At 30.6% G+C, this 17,540-nt stretch carries 15 protein-coding genes, 2 pseudogenes and 1 other annotated feature; all 17 genes and pseudogenes read right to left on the bottom strand.

Annotation, left to right across the window (positions count from 1 at the left end; genetic code table 11):
• Nucleotides 1-28: 28 nt before the first annotated feature.
• Nucleotides 29-1,036, bottom strand: coding sequence for an aspartate--ammonia ligase (asnA, locus tag IO99_RS09795; protein ID WP_278245240.1), 1,008 nt, complete (start codon nucleotides 1,034-1,036; stop codon nucleotides 29-31).
• Between the two features lie 124 nt (nucleotides 1,037-1,160).
• Nucleotides 1,161-1,426, bottom strand: a binding site (T-box leader).
• 119 nt (nucleotides 1,427-1,545) lie between these two features.
• Nucleotides 1,546-3,237 (bottom strand): peptide ABC transporter substrate-binding protein, encoded by a 1,692-nt coding sequence (locus IO99_RS09790; protein WP_035132893.1) that lies wholly within the window; start codon nucleotides 3,235-3,237, stop codon nucleotides 1,546-1,548.
• Nucleotides 3,238-3,271: 34 nt separating this feature from the next.
• Entirely contained in the window at nucleotides 3,272-4,249 is a 978-nt protein-coding gene (locus IO99_RS09785; RefSeq protein ID WP_035132892.1) for an ABC transporter ATP-binding protein, read from the bottom strand.
• The gene (locus IO99_RS09780; protein ID WP_035132891.1) at nucleotides 4,242-5,258 is read right to left on the bottom strand and encodes an ABC transporter ATP-binding protein; all 1,017 of its coding nucleotides are present in this window, start codon (nucleotides 5,256-5,258) and stop codon (nucleotides 4,242-4,244) included. Before IO99_RS09780 ends, IO99_RS09785 begins: the two co-directional genes overlap by 8 nt.
• An 11-nt stretch (nucleotides 5,259-5,269) precedes the next feature.
• A pseudogene (locus IO99_RS09775) lies at nucleotides 5,270-6,207 on the bottom strand (ABC transporter permease).
• 11 nt (nucleotides 6,208-6,218) lie between these two features.
• A pseudogene (locus IO99_RS09770) lies at nucleotides 6,219-7,149 on the bottom strand (ABC transporter permease).
• Nucleotides 7,150-7,461: 312 nt separating this feature from the next.
• Nucleotides 7,462-8,706 carry a metal-dependent hydrolase family protein gene (locus IO99_RS09765; protein ID WP_035132890.1) on the bottom strand — a complete coding sequence of 415 codons (1,245 nt, stop codon included), beginning with the start codon at nucleotides 8,704-8,706 and terminating at the stop codon, nucleotides 7,462-7,464.
• Between the two features lie 215 nt (nucleotides 8,707-8,921).
• A complete protein-coding gene (locus IO99_RS09760; RefSeq protein ID WP_035132888.1) occupies nucleotides 8,922-9,788 on the bottom strand; it encodes an SDR family oxidoreductase in 867 nt (288 codons plus the stop codon).
• A 65-nt stretch (nucleotides 9,789-9,853) separates the two neighbouring features.
• Entirely contained in the window at nucleotides 9,854-10,057 is a 204-nt protein-coding gene (locus IO99_RS09755) for a heavy-metal-associated domain-containing protein (RefSeq protein ID WP_035132886.1), read from the bottom strand.
• A gap of 164 nt (nucleotides 10,058-10,221) precedes the next feature.
• Nucleotides 10,222-10,410, bottom strand: coding sequence for a DUF1858 domain-containing protein (locus IO99_RS09750; RefSeq protein WP_035132884.1), 189 nt, complete (start codon nucleotides 10,408-10,410; stop codon nucleotides 10,222-10,224).
• 112 nt (nucleotides 10,411-10,522) lie between these two features.
• Nucleotides 10,523-11,413, bottom strand: coding sequence for an arginase (gene rocF, locus IO99_RS09745; RefSeq protein ID WP_035132882.1), 891 nt, complete (start codon nucleotides 11,411-11,413; stop codon nucleotides 10,523-10,525).
• 613 nt (nucleotides 11,414-12,026) lie between these two features.
• A complete protein-coding gene (locus IO99_RS09740; protein ID WP_035132880.1) occupies nucleotides 12,027-12,311 on the bottom strand; it encodes a putative quinol monooxygenase in 285 nt (94 codons plus the stop codon).
• A gap of 236 nt (nucleotides 12,312-12,547) precedes the next feature.
• On the bottom strand, nucleotides 12,548-13,483 hold the full coding sequence (gene arcC, locus IO99_RS09735) for a carbamate kinase (protein WP_035132878.1): 936 nt from the start codon (nucleotides 13,481-13,483) through the stop codon (nucleotides 12,548-12,550).
• Between the two features lie 148 nt (nucleotides 13,484-13,631).
• On the bottom strand, nucleotides 13,632-14,627 hold the full coding sequence (argF, locus tag IO99_RS09730; RefSeq protein WP_035132877.1) for an ornithine carbamoyltransferase: 996 nt from the start codon (nucleotides 14,625-14,627) through the stop codon (nucleotides 13,632-13,634).
• A 160-nt stretch (nucleotides 14,628-14,787) separates the two neighbouring features.
• Nucleotides 14,788-16,020: an arginine deiminase gene (arcA, locus tag IO99_RS09725; protein ID WP_198028581.1), complete on the bottom strand. Its 1,233-nt coding sequence runs from the start codon at nucleotides 16,018-16,020 to the stop codon at nucleotides 14,788-14,790.
• A gap of 128 nt (nucleotides 16,021-16,148) precedes the next feature.
• Nucleotides 16,149-17,042, bottom strand: coding sequence for a class I SAM-dependent methyltransferase (locus IO99_RS09720; protein WP_198028578.1), 894 nt, complete (start codon nucleotides 17,040-17,042; stop codon nucleotides 16,149-16,151).
• Between the two features lie 94 nt (nucleotides 17,043-17,136).
• Nucleotides 17,137-17,340 carry a MerR family transcriptional regulator gene (locus IO99_RS18390; RefSeq protein ID WP_051824035.1) on the bottom strand — a complete coding sequence of 68 codons (204 nt, stop codon included), beginning with the start codon at nucleotides 17,338-17,340 and terminating at the stop codon, nucleotides 17,137-17,139.
• Nucleotides 17,341-17,540 lie beyond the last annotated feature (200 nt).

Raw genomic sequence — 17,540 nt, 5'->3', positions numbered from 1 at the left:
AAATTAAATATACAAATCCACTTATGAATTAAAGTAAATTTATATTATTTTCCTTACAAATTTTTATATTTTTTTCATCCCATGTAGTAGCTTGAACTTCCCCAATATGAGCTTTGTTTAAAAAAAACATGCATATTCTTGATTGACCTATTCCTCCTCCAATTGTATATGGAAGTTCTCCTGCTAATAATCTCTTATGAAAATCTAGACATCTTCTGTTATCATTACCTGATACTGTTAATTGATAATCAAGGGCTTTTTCATCTACTCTTATTCCCATTGATGAAAGTTCTACAGCCCTATCTAATAAAGGATACCAAAATAATATATCTCCATTTAAATTCCAATCATCATAATCTGGACTCCTACCATCATGCTTTTCTCCCGATTTTAACGCTCCACCTATTTTCATTATAAATACAGCGCCAAACTCCCTACAAATTTCATCTTCTCTTTCCTTAGAAGTAAAGTTTGGATAAATGTCTTCTAGCTCCTGGGTAGTTATAAAATGTATTTCATTTGGTAAAGGATTTTCTACCTTCATTAAATTTTTATCAACAAATTCTTGAGTTTTCTTAAATACCTTATAGATTTTTCTTACAATATCTTTTAAATATTCTTCATTTCTATCTTCTTTTTTTATTACCTTTTCCCAATCCCATTGGTCTACATAAACTGAATGTAAATTGTCTAGCTCTTCATCTCTTCTTATAGCATTCATATCTGTATATAATCCATCTCCAACTTGGAAATTGTATCTATGAAGACTCATTCTTTTCCATTTTGCTAAGGAGTGTACTATTTCAACATTTTCTCCTGTAGCCAGCAAGTCAAATACTACCGGTCTCTCAACTCCATTTAAATTATCATTTAATCCACTTTGAGAGTCTACAAACAGTGGAGCTGAAACTCTAGTCAAGCTAAGACTTTCTGATAAAGTCCTTTCAAAAAAATCTTTTATCTTCTTTATGTGTACTTCTGTTTCAATTAATGTGGCATTAGATTTATATCCTTTCGGAATAACAATTCCTTCTATCTTCATAATAATTCCTCCTTAGATTTTAAGTTTAAAGTTAAAGAGTTGATAAAGTTTTATGGGCCCATACTTTATCTTTTTTATTTATATATAATAAAAAAACTCTCATCCCTATATAAAAATATAAAAGGACGAGAGTACTACTCACGCGTTACCACCTTAATTCATTGCTACTTTTCAATAACAATCTCTTCAAGTACGTCAATTAATGCAAATTGATTATACTCTAGCACTATATCGGGTGCAGATCCGGTACTGCCTACTGGTTGTTATCTTTCGGAGCACTGCTCAGAGATGTTATTCAAATCAACTTACTCTTCCCCCTCTCAGCTTATGGGGAATTCTCTGTAAAGATACATTAATTTTACTTCTTCTCTTCAACGCTTTCTACATTTCATTTTTTTAAATAATATCACAATTAATTTATTTTGTAAAGTACTTTTAAAATGCTATCTCAAAATTTCTTTTGAGATAGCATTTTGATTTTAAAGTTCTTTTTATTTATTTAACTACTCTACATAAGCATCTCTAAATTCCATTTGTCCTAATGGTGATTTATAGGTTCCTTTAACATTTTTGTCTATACATAATACATTTGTATAATAGTATAGTGGTATAATTGGTGATTCATCCATTAAAATATCTTCTGCTTTGTGTAATAATTCTGTTCTCTTAGCGTCATCTAACTCTACTTTAGCTTGAGCTATTAACTTATCATATTCTTTATTTGAATATCCTGCATTATTTTGTCCGTTACCAGTTGTCCACATATCTAAGAATGTCATCGGATCATTATAATCTGCTATCCATCCATGTCTAGCCATAGAATATTGGAAATTATTCCTTGTATCTTGGAATACTGCCCACTCTTCATTTTTCAACTCTACATTAATTCCAAGATTTGTTTTCCACATATCTTGTACTGCTTGAGCTATATTTTGATGACCTTGATCTGTATTAAAAGTAAATGTTATTGTTGGTGCTCCTTCTCCATTTGGATATCCAGCTTCTTCTAGCAATTTCTTAGCTTCTTCAATATTTGCACCCTTTGATGAATAATCCTTTTGAAACTCTTCTCCTATTGAATCAAGAATACCTGCTGGAACATAGCTAGTTGCTGGTGCTTGACCACCTTGAGCTACCTTATCAACTATTAGTTGTCTATCTATAGCTAGTGATAAAGCTTTTCTGAACTTAGGATTGCTTAATGCTTCAGCTGCTTTTGGGTCTACATCCTTAGCTTTGTCTGATACATTTATTACATAGAAGTAAGTTCCTAAATAAGGATATATTTTTGCTGTTCCTTCATCTAGTAATGTAGGAATTTCAGCCTGAGGTGGTGATTCTATTACATCTATTTCCCCACTCTTAAAGGCATTTAAATAAGTTATTTGATCATCTATTAATTTTACTTCTAATGTTTCAAGTTTTACATTTTTAGCATCCCAATAATTTTCATTTTTTACAAATGTAATACTTTCTTTTTCTTTCCATTCAGACATCTTAAATGGTCCATTAGATATATATGTGTCTGGCTTTAATGTCCACTTTTCTTCATTTCCTTCTATAATATCTTTTCTAACTGGGAAATAAGTTGGAAAAGCTGCCAATGATAAGAAATATGGAACTGGAGCTTCAAGAGTTACTTCTAAGGTGTTATCATCTATAACCTTTACACCTACATCCTCTGCTGTAGCAACCTTACCTCCTACTTTTTCCTGATTATAGTATGCAGCTCCATTTTTTATATAGAAAAGTTGATATGCATATTCTGCTGCCACTTTAGGATTTAATGCTCTCTTCCATGCATATTCAAAGTCCCCAGCTACTACCGGTTTTCCATCTGACCATTTAGCATCCTTCCTTATATGGAAAGTATATACAGTTCCATCGTCAGATACTTCATACTTTTCAGCAGTACCTGGTACTATTTTAGAATTTTCATCCTCTCTCATTAACCCTTCAAAAGCATTGTGAATTATTGTTGAACCATCTACTGCTGAATTTAGTTGTGGATCAATAGTTTTAGGATCTGCACCTAAATTATATACTATTTTTTGTTCTACTGTTTCTTCTACCACAGGCGTATTGCCATCACCAGGTTTTTCTCCTTCATTTTCTTTAGTCTTAGTACATCCTAAAAGTAATGTACCTGTCATTATTGCAGTCATTATCAGTGCCATTATTCTAGTTTTCTTCATTCATTGACCTCCTTATTAAATTAATTAATTTATTTTAAAATAAATGACAAGCTACGCAATGGCCAGGAGATACTTCCTTTAAAATCGGCTCCTCTTCACCACAGATTTGTTTTGCATATTTACATCTAGATTTAAATCTACATCCTGGTGGAGGATCAATTGGAGATGGAATATCTCCCTCTAAAATTATTCTTTGTCTTCTTTTAGCTTCATCTGGATCAGGAATTGGAATTGCAGATAGTAATGCATTGGTATAGGGATGAATTGGTTTACTATATACCTCATTACTCTCTGCTATTTCAACTAGTTTTCCTAAGTACATTATTCCAACTCTATTGGATATATGCTTAACCATGGATAAATCATGAGCTATAAACAAGTAAGTTAGGCCAAAGTCATTTTGCAAATCCTCAATCATATTAATTATCTGAGCTTGTATTGATACATCAAGGGCAGAAATAGGTTCATCACAAACAATAAACTCTGGATTAACTGCAAGAGCTCTTGCTATTCCGATTCTTTGTCTTTGACCTCCTGAAAACTCATGTGGATAACGATTTAAATGATTTTGATCAAGACCTACCTTATCTAAAAAATACTTTACTTTTTCTTCTCTTTCTTTGCCTTTACATATTTTATAAATATCTAATGGTTCACCGATAATATCTCCAACTGTTAGCCGTGGATTAAGCGATGCATAAGGATCTTGAAATATCATCTGCATCTTTTTTCTATAAGATAGCATCTGCTTATTAGTTAGCTTACCAATCTCTTCATTATCATAAAATATCTCTCCAGCAGTAGGATTATATAATTTTAATAGAGTCCTACCTAAAGTTGTTTTACCACATCCTGATTCTCCTACTAGGCCTAAAGTCTCTCCTTTTTTTATTTGAAGAGATACCCCATCAACAGCCTTTAATATTCCTTTATTCTTACTAAAAATTGATTTCTTAGTATTGAAATATTTACATAGATTTTTTACTTCTATTAGTTTCCCCATACTACTCATCTTCCTTCCTCCTCTTCAATGGAGTTTCAACCTTTGGTGCCCTATTATCATTTAGCCAACAAGCAGATTTATGTCCTGGAGTTATTTCATAATATTCAGGTCTATGCTCTTTACATACTTCCATAGAATATTTACATCTAACATAAAATGGACATCCCTTTGGAGGTTTAAATAAATCTGGTGGTTGACCATCTATAGGTCTTAATCTTTCTCTTACCAAGGTATTAGGATTAGGAACACTTTCCATAAGACCCCAAGTATATGGATGTTTAGAATTATAGAATATATCCTTTACAGTTCCTTGTTCTATAATAAGACCTCCATACATTACATTCACATTATCACAAATATCTGCAACAACTCCCAAATCATGTGTAATAAGAATTATAGATGTATTTAATTTTTCCTTTATATCCTTCATTATCTCTAAAATTTGTGCTTGTATCGTAACATCTAGTGCAGTAGTTGGTTCATCAGCTATCAATAGCTTTGGATTACAAGTTAATGCCATAGCTATCATAACCCTTTGTCTCATACCCCCAGAAAACTCATGTGGATATTGCTTCATTCTGCTTTCAGGACTAGGTATACCAACTAAGTGTAATAATTCTACAGCTTTTTTATGTGCTTCTTCTTTAGTCATCTTCTTATGGATTCTAAGCGGCTCCATAATTTGATTTCCTATAGTCATAAGCGGATTCAAAGAAGTCATAGGATCTTGGAAAATCATGGATATGTCATTTCCTCTTATGGTAGACATATCTTCCTCACTGATAGATACTATATCCTTATCTTCAAATCTTACTTTCCCCTCTTTTACTTTACCATTATCATCTAAAAGCCTCATAATAGACATCATTGTAACACTTTTTCCACTACCAGATTCTCCAACTATACCCATAACCTCACCATGTTCTAGATTAAATGAAACTCCCCCTACAGCTTGCACTTCTCCAAATTGAGTATAGAAAGATGTTTTTAAATTATTTACTTCTAACAAATTACTCATCCTTCCACCCCCTACTTTTTAATCTTTGGATCTAGAGCATCTCTAAGCCCATCACCAAGCATATTAAATGAAAAAATTGTTATACATATAGCCAACGTCGGAAATAAAAGCTGATACGGATATAATCTTAAAGTAGATAAAGCATCACTAGCTAAAGTTCCCCATGATGCAAGTGGTGGTACTAATCCCAATCCAATAAAACTTAAAAAAGCTTCTGAAAATATTGCAGTTGGTATTTGCAGTGTAAGAGTTACTATAATTGGACCTAAACAATTTGGAATTAGATGTTTAAATAGTATTCTCTTACCTTGAGCTCCTAAAGTTTTAGCAGCTAAAATAAATTCTTGTTGTTTAAGCTGAAGTATTTCTGCCCTAACAATTCTAGCCATACCTATCCAATAAGAAATAGCCAAGGCTACAATAATATTGAATAAACCACCTTTTTCAAGAATGACCATTAATAATATTACATATATTGTCATAGGTATAGAAGATATTATATCTACAATTCTCATCATAATATTATCTACCATCCACCTATAAGTCCAGCAATTCCACCATATACTATGCCTATAACCAAATTAAGTATAGATGCCACAAAACCAATTATTAAAGAATATCTAGCACCATACATAACCCTTACAAACAAATCTCTTCCTAGTGAATCTGTTCCAAACCAATGCTCTGCAGACGGTCCTTGGTTAGTAAGCATTAAGTTATTTGTCGTATAATCATGTTTAGAAAACCAAGGAATAAATATAGCTCCTAGAGTTATAAGAATAACAAAGATAAGCCCTACTATTGCTAACTTATTTTTTTTAAGTTTTCTCCACGAATCTTTCCAATAAGATACACTTGGCCTATTTATTGTATCCTTTTGTTTACTACCTTCATCTACAAAGACAAAATCCTTTTCTAAAATTTCATTAATTTCTTCATTAAATTCCATAACATCACCTCCTACGCTTCAACATTTTCTAATTTAATTCTTGGATCTATAATTACATACATAATATCCACAATTAAATTACATAGTATAAGAAGTGTACTATAGAATATAGTTACTCCAAGTATAGTTGTATAATCTCTATTTGTTATTGTAGTTACAAACTCTCTTCCAAGTCCAGGTATAGCAAATATCTTTTCTACTACAAAACTACCAGTTAATATCCCTGCAATCAATGGACCTACGTAGGTTACTATAGGAATTAATGTATTTCTAAGAGCATGTTTAAACATGATTCTTCTACCATTAACTCCTTTTGCCTTTGCAGTTCTAATATAATCTGATTTCAAAACTTCTAAAAGTTTAGATCTTGTAAGTCTAGATATAAATGCTATGGAATATCCAGCTAGAGCTACTGATGGTAAAATATAACTCTTTAAGTTATCTAAACCTGTTATTGGAACTAAGCTTAGTTTAACTCCAAATACATACATCAATAATGTAGCTATAACAAAGCTCGGCAATGTAACTCCCAGTGTAGCAAGTACCATACATATTGAATCTGGCCACTTATTATATTTAAGAGCAGCAATTATCCCTAAAAGTATTCCGAAAATTAAGGAAATTGCCACAGCTACTCCACCGAGTTTAGCAGATGCCGGGAAAGAATAACCTATTATTTCTTGTACTTCTCTTCCTTTGTATCTCATACTTGGACCTAGATCCCCCTTAAGCAAGTCCTTTAAATACATAGAATATTGCTCGCCTAAAGATTTATCTAATCCATATTTTGCTTCTAAACTAGCCTTTATTTCTGGCGGTAGTGGCTTTTCACCATCAAAAGGTCCACCAGGCATTAATCTCATTAAAAAAAAATGTCGCAGTGATAACTATAAATATAGTTACTACACTTATACCTAGTCTTTTTAGAATGTATTTAATCAAATTCTCACCCCCCATTTTTTATATGATATATATATATTGATTTATTCTCTCAATATTCCATTAATTTTTGTTTAATCCATTACTTTTTAATGATAAATTAATAACAATCTTCATATATATCTATATTTAACTATTTCTCAATGGGTTAGTGTGCTTTGTTGCTCAATAAACCTAAGTAATTATATTTTTCAAAAAAAGAAAAGTGCCTTAAAATTTTGCACTCTTTAAGATATTTATTCACATTTCATTAAGGAAGTGATACATAAACATCAATTTAAGATCTAGTGTATTTTAAGACAACTCTTTAAACTATTAATTTATATTTTTCTTTACAAAGGTACCTTCCTTCATAATTATCTGCATGTTACCACTTCTTATATCATGAATATCCTTTAATGGATTTCCATTCAATACAATAATATCAGCAAACTTACCTGACTCCAAAGTGCCTGTTATATCATCAATTTTTAGCATTTCTGCTCCATTTTTTGTAGCTGCTAGAATCACCTCCATATTGGTAAGTCCAGCTTTACAAAGAGTATACATTTCAGTTATTGCATATTCTCCATAGGGAGTTAAGCTACTACAGAAAGAATCTGAACCTACTGTTATTCTTATTCCCTTTTTATTTGCATTTCTTAGATTACTTATTATACGATTTAGCTCCTTTTCAGCTACTGTCTCTCCCTCATAATCATCTAAAATTTTTCTATAGGGAGGCTCGTACACTGTAAACCACTGATAGAAGAATTGAAGGGTTGGACAAAAGCTTATATTCTTTTCCTTCATTATTTCTAAACATTCTTCATTTAATTCCTGACCATGGATTATAGCAGAAACTCCTGCCTTACATGAATTTAAAGCTCCTTCATAACCTTCAGCATGAGACCAAACTGGTAATCCAACCATATTGCATTCATCTACCACAGCTTGTATCTCCTCCATACAATAGTGAGATGCTGCTTTGGCATCATGTCTCCATATGCCTCCTCCAGTAGACCATATTTTTATAGCATCAGGATTTTCACGTATTCGTTTTCTGATAGACTTACGCAATTCCCAAGGTCCGTCAACTCTTTCTGCCCATGGATGTGAATCTTCATTATAGACCAATGGTAAATTATGCGAATCTCCATGTCCTGAAGTTCTACAAAATCCTAAACCTGTTGCAACTATACGTGGTCCTGGTATTATTCCTTCTTCAATCATATTTCTAAGATGAATTCCAGAACGAGAAATTTCACCTACGGATGTTAGTCCATGCTCCAAAGCTTCTCTAGCTTGAGCAACAGCTACTATTGTCTTTTGTATCACAGGCTCTAATACCCATTCTGTATCACTATCTGTTCTATTTCCGCTAAAATGTAGATGAGAATCTATAAGCCCTGGCATAATAGTTTTTCCTGATATATCTATTATTTCATAATTCTCTTCTATTTCTTTCATCACTCCAGCATAAGTAATTTTCTTATTTTCAACAAGAACTAAGGAATTTTCTACAGGTTCAGTTCCTGATCCATCTATCAATAGTCCTCCTATAAATGCTATACTTCTCATATTTTACCCCCCAAAAAATTATTCATATTATTATGGCTTCACTTTAATATACTCCAATAGTTTGCCACAACTCATTATTATACCATATATGTAAAATTAAACAGGGTTAATTTTATGCTTTTTATAATTTATTTCATGACAATAAAATGAGTAGACAATAATTACATTATCTACTCATAGTCTAACTAAGTAACTTAATTTAATCATATAAATTATTAACTAGTTATAAATTGACCACCATTTATATGAATAGTTTCTCCAGTTATAAATGAAGCCCCATCTCCAGCTAAAAATACATAGCTCTCTGCAATTTCAACAGGCTGACCTGCTCTTTTAAACAAGGTATTACTGCCGAAAGTAGATACCTTATCACTATGAAAGGATGATGGTATAAGTGGCGTCCATACTGGACCTGGTGCCACTGCATTTACCCTTATTCCTCTTGTAGCCAATGACTTTGATAAACTTCTAGTTAAGGCTGTTAAAGCTCCTTTAGTACAAGAATAATCTATTAAAGTTTCATTTCCTTCATAGGCTGTTACAGAAGTTGTATATATTATTGAATCCCCCTTCTTCATATGAAAGAGTACTTCTTTTGTTAAATAGAAAGCTCCAAAGAAGTTTGTATCAAAGGTTTTATGTAATTGCTTACTAGTTATCTCATTAATTTGTTGACACTCATGTTGTTCTGCAGAATTTGATACAAAAATATTTATAACTCCATACTTTTGTACTACTTTTTTTATAGCTTCCTTACAGAAGTCTTCATTACCAATATCTCCAGAGATGAGTAAACACTCTCCTCCTCTTTCTTCAATAAGACTTTTTGTTTCCTTAGCATCTTCATGTTCATTTAAATAAATTATACATACCTTTGCTCCTTCTTTTGCATATAGTATAGAAACAGCCCTTCCTATACCACTATCTCCACCTGTAATTAAAGCTATTTTGCCCTTTAATCTGTCTGAAGTTTTATGATAATCATCTATTTCATAGATAGGTTTTGGTTCCATTTCACTTTCAATGCCTGGCTGTATACTTTGATGTTGAGACTTAAACCCAATTGGAAAATTGTAATCCATTTTAACACTCCTTATCTATATATAGAAATTAATATTTTAACTCCATTACTCTTGCTTTATCTTTTTTACTTTACTATATACCCTGTATGACAAATACAGTCCTTAATTTCTTCTGGAGTTGCTGGACTGTTATAATTTACCTCCACTGTACTCCTTGCTATATCAACACAGACCTGTTGTACACCATTAATTTTATCTAAAGAATTATTTAACTTAGTTCTACTTTCTGAATTTACTAATCCTGAAACATTATAATGTACTGATTTCATTTTAATTTACCTCCAATTATTAGTTTTCTAATATATTATCTTTTAAAAGAGCAATTTTTATGCATAGAAATACTAATTCTAAACTATCCACCTTTCATTTTTGTAAATTAATCTATAAAAAAAGACACTATCTATGTAGCGTCTTTAAATCTTATATTTTATTCCTAAATAGCTTGGAGTTTACTTAATAAGTCATCTATTTTTAATCCATGAACCATACATGCTTCTTCAAGAGTTTCCGCTTGTGCTGAAGGACATCCAACACAACCCATCCCAAAACTCATTAAAACTTCTGCTGCTTTCTCATTTTGTCTTATTACTTCCCCAATAGTCATTTCCTTTGTTACTTGCATAACTATTACCTCCATTTTTATTTTGATTAACTTAGATATAAATATATATCATTAAACATAGTATACTACATTTCTACAGATTTAATTATTTAATTTTTATATCTATATTAATTCACCTATTTTTTTTTATTAATGACATACAACTTTTTAACGTAGTGTCAGTATCATCTAAACATGGATTAAATTCTACAAAATCCATAGATTTAACTAATCTAGTATTAAATATACTAGTTAATAACTTCTCTGCATCATTTATATTAAATCCATTTGGAACTGGAGTTCCTGTGCCCTTTATTAATTCTGGATCTACAGAATCTATATCAAAGCTAATATGAATATTATTTATTCCTCGTGCTTTTAAACCTTCCAAAAGCTCCTTACATACTTTATCTACACCTATTTCTCTTACTTTATCCATAGTCCAAACAGTTAAATTTTTATCTTTAATTAATTGAAGTTCACCTTCATCTAAATCTCTTGCTCCAATTATAAATACATTTTCCTTTTTAACTTTTATACCATTAAAATATAAATTCGTTAAAGATTCATCTCCAAAACCCATGGATGCGGCTAATGGCATACCATGAACATTTCCTGTAGGACTTGTCTCAAAGGTATTTATGTCTCCATGAGCATCAATCCATATTACAGCTAAATCTCCCTTGAAATATCTACTTGAGCCAGCAACACTTCCCATAGCTAAAGCATGATCTCCACCTAAAGTTATAGGAAAACCTCCACTGCATAAGGAACTATAAACTGAATTAGCTAAATTCTCAGTTACTTCTATAATTTCATTAATGTATTTTGCATTTACTCCGGCCGCAAAAGGTTGCTTATCCTTTGTATTATTAACATAAATATTTCCTAAATCATATACCTTATTTTTATGATTTTCTAATAATTCTTTAATTCCGTTTTCTCTTAATTCATCTGGTCCATTTTCTACCCCTGCTCTATCACATCCATAATAAAGAGGTACTCCAATTAAGTTAATATCCATATAAATCCCCTCCGTTAAAATGCCACTTATGTTATATTAGCATTCAGTCAAATTTCACTTTCAAATCCCTATTTCTATTATGTATCTATCTAATATAACCTAGAAATTTATCAGCAATTATTACTTTATTCCAAAACTAATAAAATTACAATAGAAAACTAATATTTATTTTATCGAATACATATATTTTTACATAATAACTGTTATAATATTCACTGTTCTAATGGATAATTATGTGGTTAACTTAAAGGTTTTATAATATATGTAATAAACTTCATTTCATTTCAAAGAATATTTTATAAAAATTTCAATATATTAAACTTTTCATATATTCCATTGCCTGTTATTAAAATATGTATTTTTATACATATATCAAGTTATAATTAAGAAATTTTTTATATATAATAAATAAATTTATTATCTTATTCGAAGGTTACTAACAGAATTCTAAGTATCAGTATTTTCGATACTTAGAATTCGTTGTCCCTTAGAGGAAATCGTTATACAGAGATGTAGCAGTTATTTATTACCACTTTGAAGAACTTGGAGTATTAGTACTGGTAGTCATCAGATAAAGCCTATTTCAATATTATCTTTGAAATAGGCTTTCTATCTATATTTTTTTATAAAGAGTTATTTCTGTTTCTCCCTCTTGAAGTTTAGCTAGTTCTGGTACAAGATTGGAAAAATGTATTGAATTGTTATGTAACTTTATTGCTTCTTCACTCTCCCAAACCTCAATAAATGCAACTTTATCACTATTTCTTAAATCTTCGTAAAGATCATACTCTATACATCCAGTTTCTTTCCTACTTTCTTCTATAAGTTTATTGGCTAAATTTTTAAATTCTTCTTTTTTATCTTTTTTTATAGTCTTTTTTGCTACAATAGTAATCATATTCATATACCTCCAATATAAATTTTTTAGTTAATGTTCACAATAATATTTCCCCTACTTGCTTCAAGCTTCATAGATTTTAACCCTAACAGAATATAGAAATATAAAAATAGTTAAACAACCTATAAAAGAATTATATCACCTTTACTAAAATTTACATACAAAATAAGGACTTAAAACAGCTTTCACAGATGCTTTAAATCCTCATACTCTAGTTTTACCCAGATAAAATTCGATTATTTTTCTATTATAGTTCCTGTTATACCATGTAAAGCTTCTTTAGCTTTTTCTAGTGAAGTTATTAAAGCTTTACCATTATTACTAAACTTAACATAGTCCATACATGCTTCTACCTTAGGTAACATTGAACCCTTAGCAAAATGGCCTTCTTGTATATATTTACCAGCTTTTTCTAGATTAATTTCTGATAGTTCTTCTTGATTTGGTTTATTAAAGTTTATACAAACTCTATCAACAGCTGTTAAAATAACTAGCATTTCTGCATCTAGATCTTTTGCAAGTTTTGCGCTTGATTTATCTTTATCTATAACTGCTGCAACACCTCTAAGAGATCCATCAGATTCCTCTACTACAGGAATACCACCACCACCAACAGTAATAACTATAGTTCCTTGTTCAACTAATTGTTTAACTGTTTCAAGCTCTACAATTTTTTGCGGCTGTGGAGATGCAACTACTCTTCTATATCCTCTACCTGCATCTTCTACAAATGTAAATCCTTTTTCTGCAGCTATCTTTTCAGCTTCTTCCTTACTATAGAACATTCCTACTGGTTTACTTAAGTTTTTAAAAGCCTCATCATTTTCATCAACTACAACTTGAGTAACTACAGTTGCAACATTTTTTCTAATTCCTCTAGATATAAGCTCTGTTCTAATGGATTGTTGTAAGTGATATCCAATATATCCTTGACTCATTGCACCACATTCTGCAAAAGGCATTAATGGAGTATTTGCTCCATTATTTGCTGCAAATTCCATAGCTAAGTTTATCATTCCAACCTGTGGACCATTACCATGGCCAACAATTACATTATAGCCTTCTTCTACTAAATCAACGATGGTTTTTGCTGTATGCTTAACTAAATCTAATTGTTCTTCAGCTGTTTTTCCTAAGGCGTTTCCCCCTAAAGCTATTACTAGTTCCTTCATTTAATTCACCCCATATATAATTTAAATATAAAATATGTTGAGACTATTATATTTTTATCTATGACTTAAATATAATATTTTATTGTTTAGCTAATTAAATAATAGGGTAAACCCCTTCCTTTCTTAATTTTAAGAAGGGGTTTAATTATTATAGCCCTATAGTTGCAGCCATAACTGCTTTAATTGTATGCATTCTATTTTCAGCTTCATCAAATACTACGGATTGTTTTGACTCAAATACCTCATCAGTAACTTCCATTTCTGTCATTCCAAATTTTTCTCCCATTTCTTTTCCTACTACAGTTTTTAAATCGTGGAATGCTGGTAGACAGTGCATGAATATAGCTTCTGGTTTAGCATTTTCCATAGCAGCCCTATTTACTTGATATGGTCTTAGCTCTTTTATTCTTGCTTCCCAAACTTCATCTGGTTCTCCCATAGATACCCAAACATCTGTGTAGATAACATCTGCATTTTTTGTTCCAACCATAACATCTTCAGTTAATGTTACAGTACATCCATTTTCCTTTGCAATTTCCTTGCAAGTTTCAACTAGCTCCTCAGCTGGGAATAATTCTTTAGGTGCACAAGCTGTAAAATTTAAACCCATTTTTGCACAAGCAACCATTAAAGAGTTACCCATATTATTTCTGGCATCACCCATATATACAAAGTTAATTCCTTTTAATCTTCCAAACTTCTCTTCTATAGTCAATAAGTCTGCAAGCATTTGAGTTGGATGGAATTCAGTTGTTAATCCATTCCAAACTGGAACTCCTGCATAAGCTGCTAATTCTTCAACTATTTCTTGGTCAAAACCTCTATATTCTATACCATCATACATTCTACCTAATACTCTAGCTGTATCTGCAATAGATTCCTTTTTACCCATTTGAGAACCTGTAGGTCCTAAATAAGTAACACCCATACCTAAATCCATAGCTCCTACTTCAAAAGAACATCTTGTTCTAGTAGAATCCTTAGCAAATAATATTGCAACATTCTTTCCCTCTAAATTTTTATGAGGTACTCCAGCTCTTTTTAAATTTTTGAAGTCCTTAGATAAGTCTAATAAATATCTAATTTCCTCAGGTGTAAAATCTAATAATTTTAAAAATGAACGTCCTCTTAAATTAATTGCCATTGTTATACTCCCCCTAATATGTTGTTTTTTTATATAATTTTATTTTATTCTTCTTCAGTATTTAATCATTGGATACTTAAAGAAGATTTTTTATTTTACAAATATATTATATTTTTAGTCAATTTAAAATACAAAATAAATATTTGTTATATTTGTGTCATTAAACCTCACGAATCAAAGGCATAGACATACATCTAGGGCCTCCACGTCCCCTTGATAATTCGGATGATGGTATAACATGAGTTTTTATTCCATACTCTTCCAATATCTTGTTAGTTACATAATTCCTTGAATATACAATAACTTCACCTGGTCTTATACATAAAGTATTAGAGCCATCATTCCATTGCTCTCTTTGTGAAATTACATAATCTCCTCCACCACATCGAATTAACTTTACATCACATTCTAAATATTTTGACAATACCTCTTGTAATGTCATACTTTCCTTAGTAATTTTCACTTTTCCATTTTCCCCTTTAGTTAATTCAAATATTTCAAGAGGTCCTTCTATTTGTGGGTGAATAGTGAATTTATCATAATCAACTTGAGTAAATACTGTATCTAGGTGCATATATGCTCTAGTCTTTGGTATTTTAAATGCTAATACAGTTTCAATTTTGCTATCTGGTGTTTCAAAGAATATTCTCTCTGAAATTTTTTCAATTGCCTGTGGAGCTGTCCTTTGAGATATTCCAATTGCAAGAACCTTTTCAGATATATTAAGAATATCTCCCCCCTCTATATTATAATCAAAATCCCTGTCATAAAGCCTATTAGTTCCCTTAAAATCAGTATGATATTTAAATATAAAGTGTGCATATATAGTTTCCCTATTTCTTGTTTCAGAATACATCCTATTTAAGCTTATTGAATTTCCAATGGATGCAAAGGGATCTCTCGTAAAATAAAGATTTGGCATTGGATCTGTAATAAATGGATATGCCTCATTTAAAAAATCCTCTAAATGCCTTGCTTTTGCTTTCTTCAATTCTGACTTACTAATTCCAGCCATAGTCTTTCTAATTAACTCTTCATTGCAATTAAAACTAATTAAATAGTTATATAATTCTTCTTTAACTTGTTCACTCTCTACTTTAGCTTCTTTTATAAACATTTTAATAAATTCATCTTTAACATCTGGGTCTTCCATTACTTTTGCTGCCAATTCATGTAAATATACAACTTCTACTCCATTGTCTCTTAAAACCTGTGCAAAGGCATCATGTTCTTCCTGTGCTACTTTTAAATAAGGAATATCATCAAATAATAATCTCTCCAGATATTCCGGTGTTAAATTCTCAATTTCTGCACCAGGCCTATGCAACAAGACTTTTTTTAATGGTTTAATTTCGCTTGTAACATTTATTCCCATAATTCTTTCCTTTCTTATACAACATTTTGTTAATTAAAAATACTTTATTTAAATTAACAATTTTTTATTTATAATATCAATATCCCATAACCTAAGTAATAAATTAAATTATGTAATATTGTTTTACACAAGTAAAAGTTTACACCCTATTTATTTTCAGCCTTGAACAAACCTAAACTATTGGTTATAAAAATTTCTCCATTTTTATCAATTATTTTTTTTATATAACCTTCAAATTCTTTTTTCTTAGAATCAATAATGTCTAATATATTTCCAGGTATAGAATAGATATATTCTAATATATTATTGGTGTCATTAACTATAAGCTTATCATCATACAAAACTTTCTCTACTGTATTAAAATACTTACTAAGTATTTTTTCCCCATTCTCTAATCCAAATTTACAAGATAACTTATCTTCATATATGCGTATATTACTACTAAAGCTTAACATTAATTCTTGTAACTCCCTTAAATGATTACTTCCAATAGTAGAACAGTATACTACTCCATTAGGTTTAATAACTCTTTTTATCTCAGCCAGAGCTAAATCTATATCTTTCATAAAAAATAATATATGATTAGCAATTACTACATCAAAACTATTATCATCAAAGGGTAATGAGGTTAAATCAGTTATTATAAAATTAAACCTTTTAGAATTATCTCGTAAATTTAACTTTGCTTCATTTATCATATCTTCACATATCTCTGTTAGAGTAACCTCTATACTCTCATGTAGATTGTCCATATTTTTAGCCCATAGAACTCCATTACCACAACCTATTTCTAAAACCTTATCCTTCTTTTTGATTTTCATATTATCAAATACCCATGGATACCAACCATACCTATTTGTTGAGAATCTATCCATTAACTTCACGCCTTCATTTAAATTAGATGCATCTCTACTACGTTGCAGTAATTCCTTCTCACTCTCTAAAGATTTTATTACATCAATAGCCTCTTCCCATTTCATATTAGAGTTCTCATTCATACTAAATTCAGCTGTTTCTATAGCATTTAATACTACCTTCATATTATTCATCTTATTTTTAATAATACTTTTCTGAAGTTTCAGAGAATTCATCATATCTTCTTTCTTATAATCGCAATTTTCTGTGCTTATAATTTCATCTAAGGATAATCCCAAGTACTTTAAAGCTAAGATTTTTTTTTAATTTTATAAAATCTTCATCAGAGTAATATCTATATCCTAGGTTATTAGTATATGATGGCTTAAGAATTCCTTTGCTATCATAATATCTAATAGTTCTAATGGTAACTCCTGCTTTCTTTGCAAATTCCCCAGTGGTATAAAATTCATCACTATTCATATTTATCCCTCCAAAGCAATCGTATACCTTACCCTATATTAATATAATAGAAGGTTACGTAAGGTAACTGTCAATACCTTTTTATGAATTTTATTACATTTATACAACATACTTAGTGTTGTATGTAATAATTGTATCATAATTTTGCATAATATTCTTACTTTTTTAGTCAACTTCAAACTATCTACCTAATACTTATA

The organism is Clostridium sulfidigenes (assembly GCF_000732635.1).
GTDB lineage: Bacteria > Bacillota > Clostridia > Clostridiales > Clostridiaceae > Clostridium_J > Clostridium_J sulfidigenes.
Note: the sequence above shows the minus strand (reverse complement) of the source record. Positions and strands in the feature narration are given on the sequence as shown.